Consider the following 23,179-nt stretch of genomic DNA (forward strand, 5'->3'; position numbering starts at 1 on the left):
TGAAGGAAGCGAACGATGCCGGCTGTGGTGGTCAGGAAATTTCTGGTTCAGGTCGAAGAGATATTCCATGAGGGCGGACCCCACGCGGCACGCCCGCTCAAGCGGGGCGCGGTCGTCGCGGTCATCGCCAACCCTTTTGCCGGACGTTATGTCGAAGAGATCACCGGCTTCATGGAAGACCTGAAGCCGCTCGGTCTCGATATGGCTCGGCGCCTGATCGACGCCATTGGTGAAGGCGGCCAGGCTATCGAAGGCTATGGCAAGGGTGCCATAGTCGGTGCCGCCGGCGAGCTTGAACATGGCGCGCTCTGGCACAATCCGGGCGGCTATGCGATGCGCGAACTGCTCGGCAATGCCAAGGCGATCGTGCCTTCGACCAAGAAGGTCGGCGGCCCCGGAACGCGCATCGACATCCCGATCACGCACATAAACGCCTCCTATGTGCGCAGCCATTTCGATGCGATCGAGATCGGCATTGCCGATGCGCCGCGCGGCGACGAAATGGCGGTCATCCTGGCGATGACCACCGGCGCACGCGTTCATGCACGGGTCGGCGGCCTTGCCGCCGCCGACATCAAGGGCGAGGACGGCTTGCGATGAACCCGGAAATCCGCCGTATCATCACCATCGTCGAGGAAACCCGGATCGAAGGCGGGCGACCCGTCGATCCGCCGACGCGGCGTGCCGCAGCCATCGCGGTGATCCGCAACCCCTATGCGGGTACCTACATCGAGGACCTGTCGGCACTGAGCGCCATAGGCGAAGCCTTGGGCGATATCTTGCCCAAGCGCGCCGTCGCTGCTCTGGGCATCGCCGGCGACCGGGTCGAGAGCTTCGGCAAGGCCGCCGCCGTCGGCGCCGATGGCGAGCTCGAACATGCCGCCGCCATCCTTCATCCAAAGCTCGGTGCCCCGTTCCGCGACGTGCTCGGCAAGGGCGCCGCGCTCATTCCTTCATCGAAGAAGCGCGGCGGCCTTGGCGTGCCACTCGATATTCCGCTCGGTCACAAGGATGCGGCGCGGGTGCGCAGCCATTTCGACGGCATGGAGGTTCGCGTGCCCGACGCACCGCGTGCCGACGAGATCGTCGTCGCTATCGCCGTGACCGATTCCGGCAGGCCGCACCCGCGCGTCGGCGGGCTGACCAAGGACAAGATTGTCGGGATTGACGGCGTCGGCTGACCGTCAGGCCGCCAGGACTTCCGGCACCCGCATCGCCGGCGGGGTGTTGCGGCTCCGGCCGGTCCGCACCACGCCGTCGATGACGACCATTCCAATGCCTGGAAGATTGCCCAGCGCCACGCTGTCGAGCAGCCCGTCGCCGGCGCCGCCGATCGCCTGATCCATGAAGATCAGGTCGGCGGCGCGACCGACCTCGATCAAACCGCGATCATCCAGTCCGCGCACACGCGCCGTGTTGCCGCTGGCAAGACAGAACGCCACTTCCGGCGCGATACCACCCAGCGAAGCCAGCATGGTCAGGGTTCGCAGGATGCCGAGCGGCTGCACGCCGGATCCGGCCGGGCTGTCGGTGCCGAGGATGACGCGCGAAAGTTCGCCGCGCTGCCTTGCCAGGTCGAGCACGAACAGTCCGGTGCGCAAATTGCCGTTATGGACGATTTCAAGCGCCCTCGAGCCCTTCTCGCAGATCTGCCGTATTTCCGCGTCGGGCAGGGCGGTTGGCCCGCCATTGACGTGCGCGACGATGTCGGCGTCGACCTCCAGCACGACATCCGCGCCGATGCGGCCGGAGCCGGGCAGGGATGGACCGCCCGTGTGGGTCATCGAGGTCATGCCGTATTTGCGCGCCCAGGCGATCATCTGCCGGCCGGTCGGCCCGTCCTTGACGCCGCCAAGTCCGACCTCGCCGACAAGCGTCACGCCGGCCTCGGCGAGACTGCGGAAGTCTTCCTCGGTAAGGCCGGGTTCCAGGATCGGTGCCCCGGCCAGGATCTTCATGCCGTTCGGACGGAAGTTGGAGAAGGTGCGTTGGGCAGCGATCGCCAGCGCCTTCAGCCCGACAAGGTCGCGCGGTCGGCCCGGCGTGTGGACTTCACCCGCCGAGATCATGGTGGTGACGCCGCCATGCACAGTCGAATCCATCCAGCCGATCTGGTTCTGCCGAGGCGTCCAGTCGCCGGCCACCGGATGGGCGTGGTTATCGATAAGACCCGGCGAGACCGCACAGCCCATCGCATCGATGATCGTCGCCGCGCTGCCGCCATCAATGTCGCCTGCCTTGCCAATGCTGGTGATGCGTCCATCGCTCACGACGATGGTGTCGGCGTCGATGATCGGTTGTGCGAGATCGCCACTCAGCATGAGACCGATATTGCGGACGACGAGCGTGTTGGCAGACGACTGGAGGTCGGACGACATCGGTTCTCACTTTTGCTGTTATGGAAAAAAGGACTGGACGCGGCTTATTTGCCGCTGTCGCCATTCGTTGGGTCGTCGTCGTTGATGCGCTGGAGCAGGCGAAGCAGCGTCGCCTGCTCGGCCGGTGAGAGCGGCGACAGGAACCGCCGCCCGACCTCGACGCTGCGTTCGAGCCGCTCCAGCGTATAGTCGGTCCCTTTGCCGGTCAGCGCGATCATCGTCAGGCGTTGGTCGGTTTCGGAGGCGCTGCGCGTGATCAGCCCGTGTTTGAGCAGTTTGCGCATGACGATGCTTATGGTCGATGGGTCCATCGCCGTCAGCCGGCCGAGATGGTTCTGCGAGACTTCGCCATGCTTGAGGATCGTGGCGAGCGCCGCGAATTGCGTTGGCGAAAGGTCTTCGCCGGCCATGACCTGCTGGAAGCGCAGTGTCGCGCGCTGATGCGCCCGGCGGATGACGTGCGCCGGGTGGCGGTCCAGTTCATAGCCGGTCCCGGCGTATTGCTGCAGCACCTGCTCGCGGCTCGGGGGTGCATCGCCGCTCGGCGTTTTCGGCGTCGCGTCTTTTTCGGATTCAGTCGTCACACCGGACTCCTATCGCCGCTGTCTTGGATGTCGCCGGTTCGGAAAAAGCTCAAGCCGCGACCTCCGCTGGTTGAAGCGACGTCCCGTCGCGGAGGGCTGCGACGACATCAGCCGAATCGCTGACCACGCCGAAATGGGTCGCTATGTCGTAGAGCGAGCTTTCCTGCTCGCGTGGTCCCGTCGCCGCGCAGCAATCGCTTGGCACCACCACCTCATAGCCCTCGAAAAAGGCATCATGGACGGTCGAGCGCACACAGATGTTGGTGACCACGCCGAAGATGATCAACTGATCGGTCTGCATGTCTTTCAGCGTCAGGTCGAGGTCGGTTTGAAAGAAGGCCGAGTAGCGCCGCTTGATCACATGGATCTCATCGTCGCGGGCGCCGAGATCCTCGATGATCTCCGGCCCCCAGCTTCCATCCAGGCAATGCGGTGTGCGCTTCAGCCATTCGCGCTCGCGGCGCATGCCCGGCCGGTGGCTGTCATGGACCCAGATCACCGGCACGCCGGCGGCGCGCGCGGCTTCGATCACGGCCAGTTGCGGCGCTACCAGCGTCTCGTACCCAGGCAGGACCATGGCCCCGCCGGGCTTGCAGAACTCATTGACCATATCGATGACGACAACGGCCGCACGGCGTGGATCGAGGCGCACCGCGTCATCGTGCCGATGTGAGGAAAAACTGTCCACGGACATGGCGAGCTCCTTTGACCGATCGTTGATGCTCATACAAAAAACCCTAGCGGATGCCAAGTCAATCCCGTTCGACGCAAAGCGTGCTGGTCGGCCTTGCGCACCGCGCTCCGACAAGCGTATGCGCTATTTGTCCATCGCGAAATGGCCTTGACAACGCTTGTCAGGCATGTGCTCGATTTGTGTGACCATCAACAATATTCAAGCCGCTTAATTGCGGAGCCGAGGCCGAGATATGAAAACCATCGTCACCGGAGCCAGCGGCCTGCTTGGCCGCCATGTGGCCGAGGCTCTGGTTGCGGCCGGCCACGATGTGCTTGGTGTCGATGCCGTGGTGCCGGGTGAGGTCGCATGGCGCCACGCAACCGCCGATTTGACCGATCTGGGATCGACACTGCAGCTGGTGCGCGATTGCGATGCCGTTGTGCATGTCGCGGCCATTCCGCGGCCGACCGGCCGGGCCGGCGGCGAGGTGTTCAAGACCAACATCGCGACCGCCTACAATGTGGTCGAGGCAGCTGCCATGGCCGGCGCCAGGCGCTTCGTCTATGCCTCGTCCTTCAGCGTTTTCGGCTATCCCTTTTTCGAGAAACCTGTGCGGCCGCCCTATCTGCCGGTCGACTTGAACCATCCGGTCGGCGCGCAGGACCCGTACGGCCTGTCGAAATGGCTGGGCGAGGAAATCGTCGACGCGGCGGTGCGCCGGGGGGCCTTCTCGGCGGTCAGTATCCGCATGCCGTGGATCCAGACGCTGGGTTCTTTTTTCGACGGCGTAGGGCCGCGCCGCGCCACTGCCGACAGTGCCCGCGACCTGTGGGCCTATCTGGATGCGCGCGACGCCGGGCAGGGCTTCCTGCGGGCGCTTGAATGGCAAGGCGACGGCCATCTGCGCGTCCTCCTGAGCGCCGCCGACACATTCATGGAAGAGGAGACCGAAGCGCTCGTGCGCCGGGTCTATCCTGATGTCGCTCTGTCGCGGCCGATCGCCGGCTTCGGCGCCGTTCTGGACACGATCCATGCGCGCGAAACGATCGGCTTCGAACCACAGTATTCATGGCGTTCCTATCCAAAGCCGGAGACCCTGGGATGAAACGGTTCGACCAGAAAAAGGTCCTCGTCACCGGCGGCGCCGGCGCGATCGGCAGCGCAGCGGTGCGGCGTTTCCTTGACGAAGGCGCGCGGGTCGCCATTGTCGACCGCAATGACGCGGCGGCGCGGCAATTGGCCAGCTCCCTCGGCGACGACGCCCTGGCGATCGAGGCTGACGTCACCGATGAAGCGGATGTGCGGCGCGCCGTCGCAACGATCGTCGAGACGTTCGGCGGCCTCGACGTGGTGTTCAACAATGCCGGCATTTCCGGCGTCGTCGCTCCCGTTCACGACCTGCCGGTCGAGGACTGGGATACGACCATCCGCATCAATCTGCGCGGCATCTTCCTCGTGCTGCAGGCGTCGCTTCGGGCGATGATCGAGGCCGGGACCGGTGGCTCGATCGTCAACATGGGCTCGTCCATGGCCGGTTGGGACGTCCTTTTGGGTGGTGCCGGCTATGTCGCTTCCAAACACGGGGTGGTCGGCCTGACGCGGGTCGCAGCGCTCGATGCCGCGCCTTACGGCATACGCGTCAACGCCATCTGCCCCGGCGTGATCGAGACGACGCTTGGCGTACCGGTTTCCGGCGACGGCGAATTCAAGAGCAGCGTCCAGCATTTCGCCGACCGCATTCCGTTGCGCCGCATCGGCCAGCCGGACGATGTCGCGGCCGCCGTGGCTTTCCTGGCCTCCGACGAGGCGAGGCACGTCACAGGCGTGGATTGGCTGATCGACGGCGGCCAGACCTTGCAGAGCTGGGCCAACGCGCCGGCTGGCGGCGCGTTTCCGAAATTTCGCTAAAGTCTTTTCGGCGGCATTGCCTGGATGATCCGAACGGCAAGATCGAGATCGGCGAGCCCGCCCGAAAGCGGCGTGCGCGGCTTCGCGCCGCCATGGACGCAATCGGCGAAATGCAGCCATTCGCGGCGGAACGACGTATCCGGAACGCCAGGCAGAGCGCGTTCGGATGCAGCTTCGCCTGTGGTTTCGCGCAGCCGGACGGTCGCCGAGGCATTGCGGAAATAGGGGTTCTGGAATTCGATCCGCACCTCGTCGCGCTCACCATGCACGTGGATCCACTCGTCCCACCATTCATACTGGGCAAGTGCCATGTCGAAGAGGCAAGGGACGCCGCCATAATCGAGCACGGCCAGCAGCTGGTTGGGACCGGTCTGCTGTGCATGCACGACGCGGTCCGGCGTGCCGAAAGCGCCGCGCATGACGGCAAGGTCGTGGCTGGCGAGGCTGAGCAGTACAAGATAGAGATCGCGATAGCCGGCATGGTCCACACCGAGCGCCGCCTCGATGCGCCGAGCGACCGTTTCGCGTCCCGCCGCTAACACATCGGCCGGCACGTCGGTGACCCTGGTCTGCGTGTAGAGTTGGCCATAACGGTCGAAGCGGCCCGCGAAATCGTGGACATGGATCGACTTCGGCCGGCCGATGGCGGCGATGCGCTCCAGCCCGATCTCATAGCCGGGATCATAGAATTTCATGTAGCCGACAAGGGCGACGAGGCCGCTCCGCTCGGCCTGCTCGACCAGCGGGCGCGCCTCCTGCGGCGTGAAGGCAAGCGGCTTCTCGACGATCAGGTGCTTGCCGGCTCGGATTGCATCGGCGACCATCTCGCCATGATCGTAGGTGCAGATCACGACCGCATCGACATTCGGGTCGGCAAGCAGCGCGCGATGGTCGGTATATCTGGCAGTGACGCCATAATGTTCCGCCACCTTGTCGACCGTGCCGGGAGAGATGTCGCACAAGGCGGCGATGCGAAACGCCGGCAATTCCATGAGATAAGGCAAGTGCATCAACTGGGCGATCTCGCCGCAGCCGATGACGCCAACGCCAATGACGCGATCCTGCATGTCAACCCTTCACGGCGCCGGCTGTCAGGCCGGCGATGAACTGCCGTTGCATGGCGACAAAGACGACGATCACCGGCAGTGTCGTGATCGTCAACGCGGCGAAATAGAGCGTCCAGAGCGAGTCGTATTGCTGGAAGAAGCTGACCAGTCCAAGCGGAATGGTCTGCACTAAAGGGTCGCGCAACAGCAGGAAGGCCAGGAAGAAATCGTTCCAGATCTCGATGAAGCCGAAGATGAGGATCAGCGCCACGCCCGGCCGCACCAGGGGCAGCATGATGTGGATCAGGATCTCGAGCCGGCTGGCGCCATCGATGCGAGCGGCATCTTCGAGGTCGGCCGGCAATGTGATGAAGAAGCTGCGCAGGATGAAGACCGAAAGCGGCAGCGACGTCGCGGCATAGATGAAGGCAATGCCGAGCCGGCTGTTTATCAGGCCGAGATCGCGCGCCACCAGGAACAGCGGAATGGCCATCACCTGCGGCGGCACCAGCATGGCCGCAACTGCGACTGCGACCACAAGACCGCGTCCGGGGAAACGAAGACGCGCCACCGCATAGGCGCACGGCGTCGCGACGGCCACCAGGATGATCAATGCCGAGCCGGTGACGAAGATGCTGTTGACGATGCGCGATCCCATGCCGGCGATCCGCCAGGCATCGGCATAGTTCTGCAGCACCAGGCTCGATGGCGGACCCCAGACATTGCTGAGCATTTCCTGTTTGGTCTTGAGCGAACCGAACAGCACCCAAAGCAGCGGATAAAGGGTCTCGAAGAGCACGAGAATGAGCGCGGCATAGATGCCGCCAAGTTCGAGGATGCCGCGCATGCCGAGGCGCTGCATGAGCCCGCGACGGCGAGAGCCGGCGGCGCCATCATCCAGGGGAAGCGGAGGGTTGGCGGCTGCTCTCATCAGACGTCGAGCCTTTGCCGCCGCATCAGGGCCAGCAGGCCGACGCTGGCCAGCCCGACGATCATGAACAGCACATAGCCGATCGCCGCGGCGTAGCTCATGGCGCCGTCCTGGAAGGCCTTGCTCATCATGTAGGTGAGCACCACTTCGGTGGCGTGGTTCGGACCACCCTTGGTCAGGACATAGACGATGTCGAAGTTGCGCACGAAGGCGCCGGAAAGGCCGAGGATGGTGTTGATGAAGATGATCGGCATCATCATCGGAACGGTGACGTGCCGGAAGCGCTGCAAGGGGCCGGCGCCGTCCATCTTCGCCGATTCATAAAGCTCCGAGGGGATCGTCTGCAGCCCGGCCAGATAGATGACGGCATGGAAGCCGAGCCATTTCCAGACATCGACGACGATGATCGAGTAGAGCGCGATGTCGGCGTCGCCGAGCCATGATCGTTTCAGCCCGGCGAGGCCAATGAGATCGAGCCCGCTGTTGAGCAGGCCGAAGACGGGATTGTAGATCCAGGACCAGAGCAGGCCGACGGCGACGAAGGACATCGTCACCGGGATGAAGGCGGCGGCGCGAAAGAAGGCGCGGCCGAGCAGCGCCCGGTTCAGAAGCAGCGCCAGCCCGAGGCCGAGCACGTTCTTCAGGACGACGACGGCAACGACGAAAATCAGATTATTGCGCAGCGCACCGAGGAAGATGCGATCATGCGCCAGGCGCATGTAGTTGGAAAAGCCTGCCCAGGTCGGGTCGGAAAACCCGTCCCAATTGTGCAGGCTGAGCCAGAAGCCGTTGACGAACGGCCAGAGGTAGAAAAGACCGAAGAGGATCGCGGCGGGCAGGATCATGACGAAGGCCGTAGCCCCGTCCCCGGCATCGAAACGCCAGGTGCCGGATCGGCTCGAAACAGGAGCCGCCTTTTGCGGTCGCGTGCTCACGCGGCCTTCGCGCCTTGCGGGGTCAGCACCAGCCCGAGCGTGTCCCTGACATAGGCGATGCTCTCGAGCGTGCTTTGCTCTGCCGTTTTCCTGGACGCATCCAGCTCGATGATGGCGAGCCCATCGTAGTTTGCATCCAGCAGGACGTCGACGATGCCGGCGAGATCGACGACCCCGGCGCCGAGCTCGCAAAAGGCGCCATAGCGGTCATAGCCCTTCAGCGCCGGATCGACCCTGGTGTCCTTGAAATGCATGTAGCGCACGGCCGAAATGTAGGTCTTTACCGCGTCGACCGGATCGGAATTGGTATGCGCAAGATGCGCCGGATCGATGCACAGGCCGGCCAGATCGGTATCCAGTTCATCCATCATGCGATCGAGCTGGTCGCGGCGCTCGATGAAGGTGTCGAGGTGCGGGTGATAGACCGTCTCGATGCCAAGGTCCTTTGTCCGCCTGCCGATATCCTCGAGCGCCCGGCAAAAGGCGCGGTAGTCGTCGGCCGTGTGCGCCCCGGCAGCGGCTTCCGATGGACCGCCGCCGAGAACCAGCACCGGTGAGCCGAACCCCTTCAACATCCTGGTCAGCGCGACGAGCACATCCCGTTCATAGGGCCAGGCGACGGGGTTGGTGAAGATCGCATTGACGTAGAAGGAGGAGAGCTTGATGCCATACTCGCTCTGGCCTTCCGACAGCAGCGCATAGCGCCGCAAGATGTCGGTGTCGGTGGTCACCCCCATCGGCGCCTGGTTGCCGAGCTGCATGTATTTGCGGGCGTATTGGTCCGACAGGCTGGTGAAGGCGAGGATCTCGAACCAGCCGAAGCCCTGGTCTGCCAGGAACTTGATGGCTGGCCGTAGCGGAAGGCCGGTCAGGTCCCAGCTGTTCAGATGATAACCGATCGAGAAGCGCTGCCGTTCGGCGCGATGTGTCGTCATGTGTTCTCTCCGATGGGCGAGGCTGCCCGAAGCAGGCAGCCTCTGTTTTTCTTGCCTGGCGCATCAGCCCGACCGGATGTGCGCTCGCTTGCAGGCGCTACTTCAGGGCCTCATTTGGGCGGCCAACTGCCCTGGGCCTTGAGGTCGTCGAAAATGGCCTGGATCGATGCGGCGGCATCTTCGGGCGTGGTCGTGCCACCGACGATGCCGGCGATTGCCGAAGACGTGGCGCTCGCGACCTCCGAGGGCCAGATCCAGTCGAGGAACTTGATCGTGTTCGGGAAGGCTTGCTTGCGCAGTTCGACGGCATAGGCATCGTCGACCTGCGGCACGCCCTTGATCGAGGCCGCGATCGGCTGTTCCGGCGCGAGGTAGAGCGTCGCGACCTCGGGCCTTGTCAAATATTCGATGAACTTGACCGCGGCATCGAGCTTCTCGGGCGGGATCGAGGAGGCGACGCACATGCCGTTGTCGGCACCGCCGCCATGGCCAGGCGCGCCCGGCGTTCCGTCCATTTTCGGAAAGGCGAAGACGCCCCATTTGAAGTCCTTGACGCTCGACTGCAGCGACGGGATTTCCCAGGTGCCGCCATAATACATGGCGCTCTTGCCGGCGGCGAAGGCCGCACGCATGCCGTCCTGGTCGACGGAAAGCGAATCCTTGGAAAGGATGCCATCATCGACCCATTGCTTGATCAGCTTGAACCCCTCGACATCGGGCGCGTCGGTGAATTTCGCCGTGCCCTCGAGGTTCTTCTGCGTCTTGCCGACCGGGTCGCCCGAGGCCTGCGAAAAGGTCTCGAAGTACCACATCGGCCACATCACGGTGTTAGAGCCCTGATGCAGCAGAGGGATCACGCCCGCGGTCTTGAACTTCGGCACGGCTGCCTTCAGGTCGTCATAGGTTGGCGGGACAGGAATGGCGAGCTTCTGAAAGAGATCGACATTGTAGAAGATCGTCGATGTCGACAGCGTCGAGATCGGCACGCCGTAGACTTGGCCGTTGACCGTGAAGGCGCCAAGTGCGGCGGCGTCGATCCTGTCCTGGAACGGCTTGATCTTGTCGGTAATCGGCATCACCAGTTTTCGCCTGACATAGGCGCCATTGGTGTAGAAGGCCGGGCAGGCGATCAGATCCATTTCCTGGTTTGCAAGTTTTGCGGTCATCACGCGCTGGATGGAATCGGTTTGCGGCCCCTGGGCATCCCACTCGACCGCGGCGACGTCGGGGTTGGCCTTGAGGAAGCCGTCGATAACCTGCTGCTGGATTTTCTTCTGCTCGTCCGGCGGTTGGCGCGGCGCGAGTTCGTCGAGCGCCGAGCCGCCGAAGATCTTGAGCGTGATCCCTTCGGCGTGGCCGATGCCGGGCACTGTGATCAGGCCGAGGCCTAGCAGTGCGGTGGCAAGGATGGGAGCGGCGGAACGTTGTTTCGGACGATGGGTCACTCTCTGCTGAAGGGGCATCTGGCTCTCCTTTACGCCAATGCCGAGGGGCAACCTCGGGACCAATATCGTTGATGGTCATATGATCTTGGTCGCCTGTTGATGTTTTTGTCAATCGGCAAGAATGCCTATTATTTCATCGATCGCACCGCCCCCCTTTCGTGTTCGGCGTGGCCCGTGCGGTGTTCGATTTGCCTGGGCAGTGATCTGCAAGAAGATCGGCAAACCAATTGTCGGATGCCGGCTGGTCCCGGTAACGGACAAGCCCCAATCTTCGCGATCTACTTCACGCCGATGCCGGCGGTCAGGCCGCCATCGATCTTGTAGTCCGCGCCAGTGCAGAAGCCGGCCTTCGACGAACACAGGAAAGCGATGAGTTCAGCCACCTCCTCCGGCTCGCCGATGCGCCCGATGGGGTGCGCTTCGCCGAAGCGCTTGTAGGCGGCCTCGACATCGGCATCCGTGCCGTTCTCGCCGCGGGCGGCCTTCTCCAGGATCGGGGTGCGGATCGAGCCCGGGCTGACGGAATTGACGCGGATGCCGGAGCGCGCATGGTCGAGGGCCAGGGCACGCGTCAGCGTGTGGATGGCGCCCTTGGTGGTGGCATAGGCGGCGACGTTTTGCTGGCAGGCAAAGCCCTGCACCGAAGCGACGTTGATGATGGCGCCGCCGCCCCTGCGGACCATTTCCGGGATGCCGAAATGCGCTGTCAGATAGATCGACCCGACATTGACCGACATCGCCCTGTTCCAGGTCTCGAAATCGGTGCTGGTCGCGGTTCCGTACGGATGCACCGCCGCCGAATTGACGATGATATCGAGGCCGCCGAACCGCTCGACGCCGGCCGCGACGGCGTCGCGAACCTGCTCCGGTACGGAGACGTCGGCGCTTATGACCAGCGCCCCGGCTCCGGAGTTCTCCAGTTCCGCTTCCAGCGCCGCGTTGGCCGCGCGGTCGATGCCGCAGGCGACGATCGCAGCGCCTCCAGCCGCAAGGCGTCTGGCGGTTGCGAGGCCAATCCCGGTCGTCCCCGTCACCAAGGCCACCTTGCCGTCGAAATCCTTCATTGGGAAAACTCCTTCATTCGCTGTCCGAAACCGGTTCCTAGTTTGACACCCATCGTGGTCCAACAATAGGTTGCCGTTCTCTCGCGGAAGGAAGCGGCAATGGAACAGTGCTGGCGCTGGTATGGACCGAACGACCCGGTAACGCTCGATCATGTCAGGCAGGCCGGTGCGACCGGCGTGGTGAGCGCCTTGCACGATATCTATGACGGTCGCGCCTGGCCGCTCGAGAGCATTCTGGAGCGCAAGCGTGTCATCGAGGCCGCCGGCCTGACATGGTCGGTGGTCGAGAGCATTCCGGTCCACAATTCCTTCAAGATCGGCACGCCGGAACGCGAGCGCTACGCCGGCTACTATCGCGACTCGATCCGCGCGCTCGCCAAGGCCGGCATTGCGACGGTCTGCTATAATTTCATGCCGGTGGTCGACTGGACGCGCACGGATCTCGCCTATCGGCTGCCAACGACAGGTTATGCGCTGCGTTTCGACGCGATCGATTTCGCGGCCTACGATTTGTTCGTGCTGAAGCGCGTCAATGCCGAGGCCGGCTATACCCCCGCCCGCATCGCCGAGGCGGAAGCGCGGCTGAAGGAATTGAGCAGCGAAGCTATCGACAGGATCGAGCGCAACCTGATCGCCGGCCTGCCGGCAACCGAGCGCAGTTATAACAGGGACAGTTTTCGCGAGGCCCTGGCGGAATACGACGCGATCGGACCAAAGGAGCTGCGCGACAACCTTGCCTGGTTCCTGCGCGAGATCATTCCGGTGGCCGAAGAGGAGGGGGTGCGCATGTGCATCCATCCCGACGACCCGCCCTTCTCGCTCTACGGCCTGCCCCGCATCGTTTCGACCGCCGAGGATGCGCGTTTCATCCTCAACGCCGTCGACAGCCCCGCCAACGGCCTGACGTTCTGCACTGGCTCCTATGGGACACGCGCCGACAACGACATCGTCGCCATGGTCAAGGAGTTCGCGGACCGCATCCATTTCGTCCATCTGCGCAACATCACCATCGAGGATGACGGCTCGTTCCACGAGGCCGAGCATCTCGAGGGCGGCACCGACATGGCGCATGTGATTCTCGCTCTGATGCAGGAAGAGGCGCGCCGCCGCCGGGAGGGCCGTGCCGACTGGCGTATTCCGATGCGGCCCGACCATGGCCATCTGCTCGCCGACGATATCGGCAAGACCAGGATCAATCCCGGCTATTCGCTGATCGGCCGGCTGAAAGGCCTCGCCGAGCTGCGTGGCATCATGCGCGCCATCGAGCGGTTCGAGCTGGCTTGAGCGGCCCCCTCAGTTCGGCTGGCAGGATCTGAAACTATCGCGCCGGTTTTGCACTTCCGCGGTGTTTATATGCCACATTGCTGAGAAACGCCCTGGGTCGCATCGCGCCAGGGCAGCCATGCGCTGCCGCAGTTCGGCGAAGCTGGGCATGGATTGTCCGCATGGCTTGACGACAACCTTGGTGATGCGGCTCGACACTGGCCGCTTCGACACCATCCAGTAATGGATTGTCACAAACACCGCGATCTTTAGGAAAAATCTCCACGCGCGATGCTTTGAATTACACTAAATCCATAGACAAAGATCGATCCCGTGCTGAGCGCGTTTGTCTGGGTTGTCATATGGCAAAATCTCCTATTATTCTCAATGGCTTCACCATGAATGCCGTCTCCCATGTCGCCTACGGCCTTTGGCGTCATCCGGCCGACCAGGCCTATCGACATGCCGAGCTCGACTACTGGATCGAGCTTGCCAAAGCACTGGAGGAGGGCGGCTTCGATTGCTTGTTCATCGCCGACGCGCTGGGCCTTCTCGACGTCTATGGCGGTGGATACGACGCCTCGCTGGCAAAGGGCGTGCAGTCCCCCGTCAACGATCCGCTGTTGCTGGTCTCAGCGCTTGCCGGCGCTACAAGCCGGCTGGGTTTCGGCGTCACCGTTTCGACGACCTACGAAAAGCCATATCTGCTGGCGCGCAAATTCACCACGCTCGATCATCTCACCAAGGGGCGGATCGCCTGGAACGTCGTCACCTCGCAGCTCGACAGCGCGGCGCGCAATCTCGGTCTCGACAGGCAGGTGGCGCATGACGAGCGCTACGAGATCGCCGACGAGTTCATGGATGTCGCCTACAAGCTCTGGCAAGGTTCCTGGGAAGACGGTGCCCTGGTGCGTGATCGCGGCAGCGCCGCCAACCCGGACGGTCTCTATACCGATCCGGAAAAGGTCCATCCGATCGGTCATTCCGGTCGCTACTTCAACGTTCCGGGTCCGCATCTCTCGGAGCCCAGTCCGCAGAGGGTGCCAGTGCTGTTCCAGGCGGGCGGTTCGCCGCGCGGCCAGCGCTTTGCCGCTCGTCACGCGGAGGTGGTCTTTGTCGCCGGTGCCGATGTCGATGGCATCCGCCGCAATGTCGCTGAGGTGAAGCGGCTTGCCCGCGATGAAGGCAGGGCTCCAGGCAGCATCAAGTTCATATCCGCGGTCTCGGTGATCACGGATGAAACCGACGCCGCCGCGGCCGCCAAGCTCGCTGACTACAGGTCGCACTACGATGTCGAAGGCGCGCTGGTGCATTATTCGGCAACGACCGGCATCGATTTTTCCAGGCACGATCTCGACCAGCCTATCCGCTACACCGAAACCGATTCCAACCGTTCCCTGCTGCGCATGTTCGATGACCCGTCGTCGGGCCGCCAGTGGACCTTGCGCCAGGCGTTTTCCCCGGAGGGCGGTTTCGGGCGCGGCAAGTCCTTTGTCGGCGGCCCCAAGACCGTTGCCGACGAGCTCGAGCAATGGCTGGAAGCCACCGATACCGACGGCATCAATTTGACGCATGTGGTCAGCCCCGGCAGCTTCATCGATTTCTCCGCCCACGTCGTTCCCGAGCTGCGGAAGCGCGGACGAATTCGCGAGGATGTCGGTCCCTCGCTGCGGTCCAGGCTCTTCGGGCGTGACAACCGGGTGCCCGCCGATCATCCGGCGGCGCAACACGCTTTCTCGCAGGGCCGTCAGCCGGAGGCTTTGGCATCATGACCATCCACGCCACCGTTCAGCATGAACAGCGCAGCGATTTCCAAGGCTGGGCCGAGAAGGCCGAGGAGGTCGTGCGCGAACTCAAGCGAACAGCTGCAGCGCGCGATCTGGCCGGGGCCGCCCCGCATGCCGAGATAGACCTTTTGCGTCTGGCCGGCCTGCTGACGATCTATATTCCCAAGCGATTTGGCGGCGGTGGCGCGACGCCGGCCGAAGTGCTCAGGATCGTCCGCATCCTGGCCAGGGGCGATACATCGATAGCCCAGATCGTCATCTACCATCTCTTCGGCACGGCAATCGGATTGGACGGCGACAACAAGTCCCTGATCGAAAGACGGCTTCAAGGCTTTCTCTCCAAGGGCTGGTTTCATGCCGGCATCGCGCAGGCCGCCTATGAGCCGCTTGTCGAGGCGAGGCAGGTGGACGGCGGTTTCGTGCTCAACGGCGCCAAGCCTTTCACCAGTGGTGCGCAGGTGGCCGACACGCTGCAGGTCTGGGTGCGCTTTGCCGGGAGCACGCGGATCGCCGGCACCGACGCCAGCCGTCATATCGGCCAGTTCATCGTCGCCAACCCGACGTCAGGCCTCAGCTTCGGCAATGACTGGGACAATATCGGCCAGAGGCTGACGGTGAGCGGCAGTGCGGCGCTCGAGAATGTCGCCGCATCCGCCGACGATCTGGTCGGGCATTGGCCTGATGATACGGTTCATCCGCCGCATGCCACGCTGCATGTGCCGATCGTTCATGCAGCCTTCGGCGAACTTTATCTCGGCACCGCCCTTGCCGCCCTGGAAGACGCCAGGGATTACATCACCCAACGCGGCAGGCCATGGCTGTCCTCGCCGGCAAAGAAAGCCTCCGAGGACACGCTGGTTGTCGAGCGCTTCGGCCGGCTTTCGATTTCGCTGGCGTCCGCGCAGGCGCTCGCGGACGCCGCCGGCGAGGCCGTGCAGCGCGCCTTCGAGCGAGGCAGGGATCTCACCGCGGAAGAACGTGGCCATGCCGCGGCAATCGCCTACCAGTCGAAGGTGCATTCGACCGAGGTCGCCCTGGAGGTGACGTCGCGCATATTCGAACTGACCGGTGCCCGCTCCACGGCGCGCTCGTTCGGCTTCGACCGCTACTGGCGCAACGTCCGCACCCACAGCCTGCATGATCCCGTGCACTACAAGGTGCTGGAAGTCGGTGACTTCGCGCTTAACGGCCGTGTGCCGCCGCCAACCTACTATTCGTGAGCCGAAGCATGGCAAGTTCCACCCATAAGGCGGTCAAGCCTCTCATCCTCAACGGCTTCGGTATGACCGTGGTCGGTCACGTGTCGGCGGGCCTCTGGCGTCATCCGAGCGACCGCGCCAACACCTACACCAGCCTCGAATACTGGACCTCGCTGGCCAAGCTGCTCGACGACGGCGGCTTCGACGCGCTGTTCCTCGCCGACGCGCTTGGCCACCTCGATGTCTTCCGAGGGACACCGGATGCGTCGCTGCGCACCGCAGCCCAGTCGCCGGTCAACGACCCGCTGCTGCTGGTCTCGGCAATGGCCGCCGCCACCAGGCATCTCGGCTTCGGCATCACCGTGTCGACCACTTACGAGCAGCCCTATCTCCTGGCCCGCAAGTTCACCACGCTGGATCATCTGACCAAGGGCCGCATTGCCTGGAACGTCGTCACCTCGGTTCTGGAATCGGCGGCGAAGAATCTCGGCCTGGAGCGCCAGATCGACCATGACGAGCGTTACGATCTGGCGCAGGAATTCCTGGATGTCACCTACAAGCTCTGGGAGGGATCCTGGGAGGACGGGGCGGTCGTGCACGATCGCGAGAAGGGGCTCTACACCGACCCTTCCAAAGTCCATCCGATCGGCCATCACGGCAAATATTTCTCCGTGCCCGGCGCGCATCTCGCGCAGCCCAGTCCGCAGCGCACGCCGCTTCTGTTCCAGGCGGGAACCTCGCCGCGCGGGCGCGAATTCGCTGCTCGCAACGGCGAGGTGGTGTTCCTCGGCGGCACCAGCACGGCCTCCATCCGCCGCTCGGTCGAGGCGATCCGTGCCCGCGCCGTCGAACTCGGACGGGCGCCGGATGCGATAAAGTTTATCACCGCGGTCACCGTCATCACCGGAGCCACGGACGAAGAGGCCGAGGCCAAGCACAAGGACTATCTATCCTACACCAGTGTCGAAGCGGCCCTGGCGCTGTTTTCGGCATGGACCGGCGTCGACTGGTCGCAATACCCACTCGACCACCCGCTCGAATATATCGAGACAAATGCCGGCCGTTCAGCCCTTGCCAATCTGACGCGGATCGATGCCGACCGGCGCTGGACCGTGGCCGGGATCGCCGAGTATATCGGGCTCGGCGGCATCCATCCCAAGCTGGTCGGCTCACCGCAGAGGATCGCCGACGAGCTCGAACGCATCGCCGATGAATCCGGCGTCGACGGCTTCAACCTGGCCTATGTCGTCAGTCCGGGCACGTTCGAGGACTTCATCGAATTCGTCGTCCCGGAGCTGCGGCGGCGGGGTCGCATCCGGGAACGTGGCGCGCCCGGCACCACGATCCGCGAGCGCTTCCAGGGAGCGGGCCAGCGGCTGCTGCGCGACGACCATCCGGGAACAGCCGCACGCGACCGCTCGAACTGGGGTACCATCGTCGAGGCGGCCGAGTGAGCGGCATCCATCTCCACTGGTATCTGCCGACCAACGGCGACAGCCGGGAAATCGTCGGCTCTGGCGATGATTCCCATCTCGGCAACGGCCCGTCACGATCGCGGTTTCGGGAAGCGAGCCTCGATTATCTCTCGCTGGTCGCCAAGACCGCGGAGACGTTGGGCTTCGAAGCTGTGCTGACGCCGACCGGAACCTGGTGCGAGGATGCCTGGATAGTCACGGCAGCACTGGCGCAGGTCACCACGCGGTTGAAGTTCCTCGTCGCCTTCCGTCCCGGCCTGATCTCGCCGACGCTGGTCGCCCACCAGGCGGCGACCCTTCAGCGCATATCGGGTGGGCGGCTGCTGCTCAACGTCGTCACCGGAGGCGATCCGCTGGAGCAGAAACGCTTCGGCGATCATCTCGGCCACGACCAGCGCTATGAACGCACGGGAGAGTTCCTCGAGATCCTGCGCGGCGTGGTCCTGCCAGCCGGTTCGGGCCGGCGCTTCGATTTCAGGGGAAAGCACTATGACATCGAAGGCGCCCAGATCGATTTCGGCAAATGGCCGCTTCCCGATATCTTCTTCGGTGGCGCAAGTGGTGCTGCGCAAGCGGTCGCCGCGCGCCATGTCGACACCTATCTGGTCTGGGGCGAGAGCCCGGCAACCGAGGCTGCCCGGATAGGCCATGTGCGGGAACTCGCCGCCGCGCAGGGCCGCAAACTAAGCTTCGGCATACGCCTGCATGTCATCAGTCGCGATACCGAGGCGCAGGCCTGGGAGGAGGCCGAGAGGCTGCTGGAGAGACTGACGCCGGAGCGGATCGCGCAGGCGCAGGCAATCCTGGCGCGCACGGAATCGGCCGGCCAGCGCCGGATGAACGCGTTGCATAGCGACAGCGGCACCGCGGCGCTCACCGCGCGCAGCGTGCGCGATCTCGAAATATCGCCGCATCTGTGGGCCGGCTACGGCCTGGTTCGCGGCGGCGCCGGCACCGCGATCGTCGGCAGCCACGAGCAGGTCGCGTCCCTCATCGAGGAGTACCACGCCGTCGGCTTCGACCACTTCATCCTGTCGGGCCAGCCGCATGTCGAGGAAGCCTATCATTTCGCCGAAGGCGCGCTGGCGCTCCTGAGATCGAAGGGGCTGCTCGCAGCCTGAAACATGTGCGGCCTTTGGTGGCCGCGACAATGGAGCATGACGAAAAGACAATGTCGGACATTCAGATCTATCCGGGCCTCAGCGACGCCGAATTCGAGACCTGGGCCGAGAAGGCCCGCGACGTGGCGCGGCAACTCGCGGCAACGGCGCTCGAACGCGACCGGGCAAACAAGGATCCGGTGGAAGAGCTGGCACTGCTGCGCGACAGCGGCCTGCTCGGCTTGGCTGCGCCACGCGAATTCGGCGGCGCCGGCGCAAACCTCGTCCAGGCGCTCAAGATCAGCCGCATCATCGCCGCCGCCGACGGCTCGATCGGACAACTGATCGCGTATCACTATTCCAACGGTGTCTGGACCTACATTCTCGGCACGGCCGAGCAGTGGGAAAAGACGGCGCGTGGCGTCGGCGCACAAGGCTGGTTCCAGGGCGGCGTCAGCAACCCGCGCGACCAGTGGAACGAGATCGAGCATGTCGGCGACCGCCGCTTCCTGAACGGCAGACGCACCTTCGCAACCGGCGCCTCGGTGGCCCAAGTCATCACCGTCAGCCTCTGGGACAACGGCAAACGCGCTCACTATCAGATCCCGCCGACGCGCAAGGGCATCAGCTTCGGCGGCGACTGGGACAATCTCGGCCAGAGACTGACGGCGAGCGGCAGTGTCACTTTCGACCGTGTCGAAGTCTTCGAGGATGAGCTGCTCAGCGCCCTCGACGATTATGAGGGCGATGTCGAATTGCGCGACGGCCTGCGCGTCCTGTTCAGCCAGCTCATCTTCATCAATTTCTATCTCGGCATCGCCGAGGGCGCTCTTGCCGCCGCCGCCGATCATGTCCGCCGCTTCGGCCGGCCCTGGCCGGAGTCCGGGCTGGAACGGGCGATCGACGATCCCTACCATCTGGTGCTGTTCGGCCGGCTATCCGCCGGCATTGCGGCGGGCATAGCAATCGCCGACAAGGCCGCGGCGCTTTACGAGGCGGCACTGCATGCCGGAGCGTCGGTGACGGCGCAGCAATGGGGCGAACTCGCAACGATCATCGACCAGGGCAAGATCGTCGCCAACGACGTCGTGCTCGACGTGACGGCGCGCATCTTCGAAGCGACGGGCGCGCGCTCGACGGCCAACAAATATGGCCTCGACATCTATTGGCGCAACGCGCGCACCCATACCGTCCACGATCCGGTCTCCTACCGGGCGCGCGAGGTCGGCACATATCTGCTGGCCGAAACGCTGCCGAGACCGCGAACCTATGCGCAGCCGCCGCAGCCGGAAGCGCACAAGCCTGAAGCCGTGCCCACGCGGAAGGCATCATGATATCGGATGTGCGCCTGCTGACCGGGAAGGCCGAACTCGCGCAGGCCGCACGCACCTTCCGCACGGCCATGGTCGGCCTGCCGCCGCTCGGCCCGATCGACGACGCGCTGATCGACAGACTGTTCGAGCCGGATCGCACCTGGGGCGCCTTCGACGGCGAGACACTCGTTGGCACAACCGACTCCTATTCGGGACGGATCGCGGTTCCCGGCGGCGCCTGGTTGCCGCAGGCCGCGGTCACCCATGTCGGCGTGCTGCCCACCCATACGCGGCGTGGCGCCGCCACGGCGCTGTTCAAGGCGCAGCTGCGCGCCGCGCGCGAACAGGGCGAGGCGGCGGCCACCTTGCGGGCCTCCGACGCGCGCATCTACGGCAACTTTGGCTATGCGATCGCCAATACTTCTGTCAGCCTGGAAGTCGACACCCAGCGCGCGCGCCTGCGGGCAGGGCTGACGTACTCCGACAAGATTCGGCTGATCGACAGCGACGATGCCTGGGCGATACAGGCGCGCATCTACGCGGGTCAGCCTGTTTCGCGCGCGGGCGTCATCACACGCTCGGCCTATTGGTGGGATTTTCAGGCGTTGCGCCAGACGCACAGCGGCACGCCTAACTACGTCGCCGTTCACGGCGACAAGGGTTCGGAAACCGGGTTCGTGCGCTATCACCCTGTCGGCCTCGACAGCTGGTTCACCAGCTCGGAACGCACCATCGTGGTCGATGATATCGTGGCCTACAGTCCGGCCGCCTATGTCGCGCTGGTCGCACATCTGCTGGCGGTCGACCTGCCGCATCGCATCGTCTTCTGGAGCCGTCCCGCGGACGATCTGCTGCCGTGGCTGTTCGAGGATTTTCGAAGCGTTCGCGTTTCGGCGGCGCGCGACGAAACATGGCTGCGGCTCCTGGACGCTGAAAAGGCTCTAACAGCCCGGTCCTATGCCGGGCAGGGCAGCGTCGTGCTGGAAGTCTCCGATGCCATCCTGCCCGAGAACGCGACCAGGCTGCGCCTCTCGCCAGAAGGAGCCGAGCGCACCAATCTGTCCGCCGCCGTGGTGACGGACGTGGCCGCGGTTTCGGCGGCCTATCTCGGCGGCGTGAAGTGGTGGCAGCTCGCGCAGACGGGGCGCCTCGGCGACTTCGACCGGGCTGCGGTCGAAACGCTCGACACGCTGTTCACGGCGCCGGCCTTGCCTCATTCCGGAACAATGTTTTGACAGGCGGAGCTAATATAAAATTCATTTTGAAAGTGTGTTTGAAAAATGGGTAATTTTATCTCAGAATTATTCTCGCTAAATGCAATGGTATTTTGAAGAATTATTTATAATCGGAGAGAAGTAATGACAACACATGTTGCGCGTAAGTTACTATTGGGAATTGCAGGTGGCATTCTGTCGATTTATGTTCTTGGTTCATCCGCGCAAGCGGAAGATCTGAAACATGGCGGGGTCCTGCGGATTGCTTCGATCCAGTCCGATCTCGATGCGTTCGATCCGCTCACCGGCTACAGCATCGATTCCTGGGAAATCCTGCGCGCAACAACGCGCCAGTTGGTGACCTATCCCGGCTCGCCAGCCGGCCTCAAGGAGGACACCACGCTCGTGCCGGATCTCGCCAAGTCCTGGGACATCAGCGACGACGGCAAGGTCTACACCTTCCATTTGAAGGACGACGTGTTCTTCTCCGGCAGCATCGAGCGCAAGATCGTCGCCAGTGATTTCGTCTATGGCGTCAAGCGCTTCTGCGATCCCAACAAGCAGGTCGCCGCCATCAACTATTTCAACCTCGTGATCTCCGGCTTCGTCGACTATTGCAAGGAATTCGCGAAAGTGCCGACAGGCGATCTCGCTGCGACCAAGGCTTTCACCGACACGCACGAGATTGCCGGCGTCTCGGCTCCCGACGAGCACACGCTGGTCATCAAGTCGGACACCAAGAACTACGACTTCCTCAACATCCTTTCGATGAATTTCGTGTCCCCGGTGGCGCCCGAGATCGCGTCCAAATATTTCCCGGACTCGCTGGAGTCGCGCAAGAACCTGCCGTCCAGCGGCCCTTACTATGTCGACACCTATGAGCAGGGTCAGAAGCTGGTTCTGAAGAAGGCAAAGAATTTCAAGGCGGAGTCCGACCAGGCGCGCAAGGCCTATGCCGATGAGATCGACATCGATTTCACCGCCAACAGCGAGGACAGCGTCGTCCAGAAGATCATCGCCGGTGAGGCCGATCTGTCGCTGTATCTCGACATCCCGCCCATTCCGACGATCCAGCGCTTCCTGTCGCAGAAGAGCCCCGACATCCATGTGACGAACAGTGGATCGGCGAACTTCATCACCTTCAACCAGCGGCCGGAGGTCAAGAGCGACGGGGCCGAGGCGCTGCGCAAGCTGAAGGTCCGGCAGGCGCTGACCTATGCGGTGAACCGCGAGCATCTGGCGCAGACCCAGGCCGGTTCGATCGGCGCCGTGCCGCTCACCCAGATCATCACCTCGACCATCCTTGGTTTCGAGAAGTTCGATCCGTACCCGACCGAGAGCTACAGGGGCGATCCGGCCAAGGCCAAGCAATTGCTTGCCGAGGCAGGCTATCCGAACGGCATCGCCTTCGACGCCATCTATCGCGGCAACGCACAGTTCGAAGCGATTGCGGTGACCGCGAAGGAGGATCTGGAAGCAGCGGGTATCACGCTCAACCTGATCCCGATCCCGCCCACACAGTGGTACGCCTTCATCCAGGATCCGAAGAGCCGTTGGGATCTTTCCCTGGGCGGAACATTCTCCCCGGATTGGCAGGGACCGAGCACGCGCATGCTGCTTGGCGGCTGGTTGAATTCGGACGCGGCACCTTGCGGCACCGGCAACGTCCACGCCATTTGCTACAGCAATCCGGAACTCAACAAGCTAGCGGCGCAGGCCTATCCGTCCGACGATCCGGGGCCGATCTGGACCAAGGCCGACAAGCTCGTCTCCGCCGACCTGCCGTGGATTCCGTTGTTCGAGAAGCGCAAGGTCGTGGTCACTTCCGATCGCCTCGCCAACTGGGTGTGGTCGTCGCTGGCGGTCAATGCCGACATCACCAACATAGCCCTCAAGCAGTAGCAAGGCCGGATTGGCAAAAGGAGG

Annotated in this window: 21 protein-coding genes; 12 read left to right on the plus strand and 9 right to left on the minus strand. The window is 63.7% G+C overall.

Translation table 11 applies throughout. The features are described from left to right. The first annotated feature begins 15 nt into the window (after positions 1-15). On the plus strand, positions 16-600 hold the full coding sequence (locus NKI99_RS05035) for an amino acid synthesis family protein (protein WP_023809103.1): 585 nt from the start codon (positions 16-18) through the stop codon (positions 598-600). Further along, positions 597-1,181 (plus strand): amino acid synthesis family protein, encoded by a 585-nt coding sequence (locus tag NKI99_RS05040; RefSeq protein ID WP_352440747.1) that lies wholly within the window; start codon positions 597-599, stop codon positions 1,179-1,181. The genes NKI99_RS05035 and NKI99_RS05040 overlap by 4 nt, the downstream gene beginning before the upstream one ends. A 3-nt stretch (positions 1,182-1,184) precedes the next feature. On the opposite strand, the gene NKI99_RS05045 is transcribed toward NKI99_RS05040, so the two are convergent. From NKI99_RS05045 to NKI99_RS05055, 3 genes are read right to left on the minus strand one after another with little or no spacing between them, the layout of a single operon-like run. Beyond that, a complete protein-coding gene (locus tag NKI99_RS05045; RefSeq protein WP_352461271.1) occupies positions 1,185-2,378 on the minus strand; it encodes an amidohydrolase family protein in 1,194 nt (397 codons plus the stop codon). Positions 2,379-2,422: 44 nt separating this feature from the next. After that, entirely contained in the window at positions 2,423-2,962 is a 540-nt protein-coding gene (locus tag NKI99_RS05050) for a MarR family winged helix-turn-helix transcriptional regulator (protein WP_352440745.1), read from the minus strand. Positions 2,963-3,011: 49 nt separating this feature from the next. Beyond that, positions 3,012-3,656 carry a cysteine hydrolase family protein gene (locus NKI99_RS05055; protein ID WP_127319596.1) on the minus strand — a complete coding sequence of 215 codons (645 nt, stop codon included), beginning with the start codon at positions 3,654-3,656 and terminating at the stop codon, positions 3,012-3,014. 232 nt (positions 3,657-3,888) lie between these two features. On the opposite strand from NKI99_RS05055, the gene NKI99_RS05060 reads away from it, so the two are divergent. Then, complete coding sequence (locus NKI99_RS05060) at positions 3,889-4,743, plus strand: NAD-dependent epimerase/dehydratase family protein (RefSeq protein WP_352440744.1); 855 nt, start codon at positions 3,889-3,891, stop codon at positions 4,741-4,743. After that, on the plus strand, positions 4,740-5,546 hold the full coding sequence (locus NKI99_RS05065; protein WP_352440743.1) for an SDR family NAD(P)-dependent oxidoreductase: 807 nt from the start codon (positions 4,740-4,742) through the stop codon (positions 5,544-5,546). Before NKI99_RS05060 ends, NKI99_RS05065 begins: the two co-directional genes overlap by 4 nt. Here NKI99_RS05065 and NKI99_RS05070 read toward each other — a convergent pair. From NKI99_RS05070 to NKI99_RS05095, 6 genes are all read right to left on the minus strand, one after another. Beyond that, positions 5,543-6,613: a Gfo/Idh/MocA family oxidoreductase gene (locus NKI99_RS05070; protein WP_352440742.1), complete on the minus strand. Its 1,071-nt coding sequence runs from the start codon at positions 6,611-6,613 to the stop codon at positions 5,543-5,545. The genes NKI99_RS05065 and NKI99_RS05070 overlap by 4 nt on opposite strands. Position 6,614: 1 nt before the next feature. Further along, a complete protein-coding gene (locus tag NKI99_RS05075) occupies positions 6,615-7,523 on the minus strand; it encodes a carbohydrate ABC transporter permease (protein WP_352440741.1) in 909 nt (302 codons plus the stop codon). Beyond that, positions 7,523-8,458 carry a carbohydrate ABC transporter permease gene (locus NKI99_RS05080; RefSeq protein WP_352440740.1) on the minus strand — a complete coding sequence of 312 codons (936 nt, stop codon included), beginning with the start codon at positions 8,456-8,458 and terminating at the stop codon, positions 7,523-7,525. The genes NKI99_RS05075 and NKI99_RS05080 overlap by 1 nt, the downstream gene beginning before the upstream one ends. Beyond that, positions 8,455-9,393, minus strand: coding sequence for a sugar phosphate isomerase/epimerase family protein (locus NKI99_RS05085; RefSeq protein ID WP_352440739.1), 939 nt, complete (start codon positions 9,391-9,393; stop codon positions 8,455-8,457). The genes NKI99_RS05080 and NKI99_RS05085 overlap by 4 nt, the downstream gene beginning before the upstream one ends. Positions 9,394-9,503: 110 nt before the next feature. Then, positions 9,504-10,856 (minus strand): ABC transporter substrate-binding protein, encoded by a 1,353-nt coding sequence (locus tag NKI99_RS05090; protein WP_352440738.1) that lies wholly within the window; start codon positions 10,854-10,856, stop codon positions 9,504-9,506. Between the two features lie 260 nt (positions 10,857-11,116). Further along, positions 11,117-11,902, minus strand: coding sequence for an SDR family NAD(P)-dependent oxidoreductase (locus NKI99_RS05095; protein WP_352609982.1), 786 nt, complete (start codon positions 11,900-11,902; stop codon positions 11,117-11,119). Between the two features lie 99 nt (positions 11,903-12,001). Between NKI99_RS05095 and uxuA the strand changes: the two genes are divergently transcribed. The 8 genes from uxuA to NKI99_RS05135 all read left to right on the plus strand — a co-directional run bounded on the left by uxuA (position 12,002) and on the right by NKI99_RS05135 (position 23,155). Next, positions 12,002-13,186, plus strand: coding sequence for a mannonate dehydratase (gene uxuA / locus NKI99_RS05100; protein ID WP_352609984.1), 1,185 nt, complete (start codon positions 12,002-12,004; stop codon positions 13,184-13,186). 341 nt (positions 13,187-13,527) lie between these two features. Further along, complete coding sequence (locus NKI99_RS05105) at positions 13,528-14,937, plus strand: LLM class flavin-dependent oxidoreductase (RefSeq protein WP_352609986.1); 1,410 nt, start codon at positions 13,528-13,530, stop codon at positions 14,935-14,937. Further along, complete coding sequence (locus NKI99_RS05110; protein WP_352609989.1) at positions 14,934-16,172, plus strand: acyl-CoA dehydrogenase family protein; 1,239 nt, start codon at positions 14,934-14,936, stop codon at positions 16,170-16,172. Before NKI99_RS05105 ends, NKI99_RS05110 begins: the two co-directional genes overlap by 4 nt. An 8-nt stretch (positions 16,173-16,180) precedes the next feature. After that, positions 16,181-17,605: an LLM class flavin-dependent oxidoreductase gene (locus NKI99_RS05115; protein WP_023809091.1), complete on the plus strand. Its 1,425-nt coding sequence runs from the start codon at positions 16,181-16,183 to the stop codon at positions 17,603-17,605. Then, positions 17,602-18,747, plus strand: a complete 1,146-nt coding sequence (locus NKI99_RS05120; protein ID WP_352609991.1) for an LLM class flavin-dependent oxidoreductase — start codon at positions 17,602-17,604, stop codon at positions 18,745-18,747. The genes NKI99_RS05115 and NKI99_RS05120 overlap by 4 nt, the downstream gene beginning before the upstream one ends. A gap of 50 nt (positions 18,748-18,797) precedes the next feature. Beyond that, positions 18,798-20,060 (plus strand): acyl-CoA dehydrogenase family protein, encoded by a 1,263-nt coding sequence (locus NKI99_RS05125; protein ID WP_352609993.1) that lies wholly within the window; start codon positions 18,798-18,800, stop codon positions 20,058-20,060. Next, the gene (locus NKI99_RS05130; RefSeq protein ID WP_128302608.1) at positions 20,057-21,274 is read left to right on the plus strand and encodes a GNAT family N-acetyltransferase; all 1,218 of its coding nucleotides are present in this window, start codon (positions 20,057-20,059) and stop codon (positions 21,272-21,274) included. Before NKI99_RS05125 ends, NKI99_RS05130 begins: the two co-directional genes overlap by 4 nt. Positions 21,275-21,397: 123 nt before the next feature. Continuing rightward, a complete protein-coding gene (locus NKI99_RS05135; protein WP_352609995.1) occupies positions 21,398-23,155 on the plus strand; it encodes an ABC transporter substrate-binding protein in 1,758 nt (585 codons plus the stop codon). Positions 23,156-23,179: the final 24 nt, after the last annotated feature.

This window comes from Mesorhizobium sp. M0239, assembly GCF_040321815.1.
Taxonomy (GTDB): Bacteria; Pseudomonadota; Alphaproteobacteria; order Rhizobiales; family Rhizobiaceae; genus Mesorhizobium.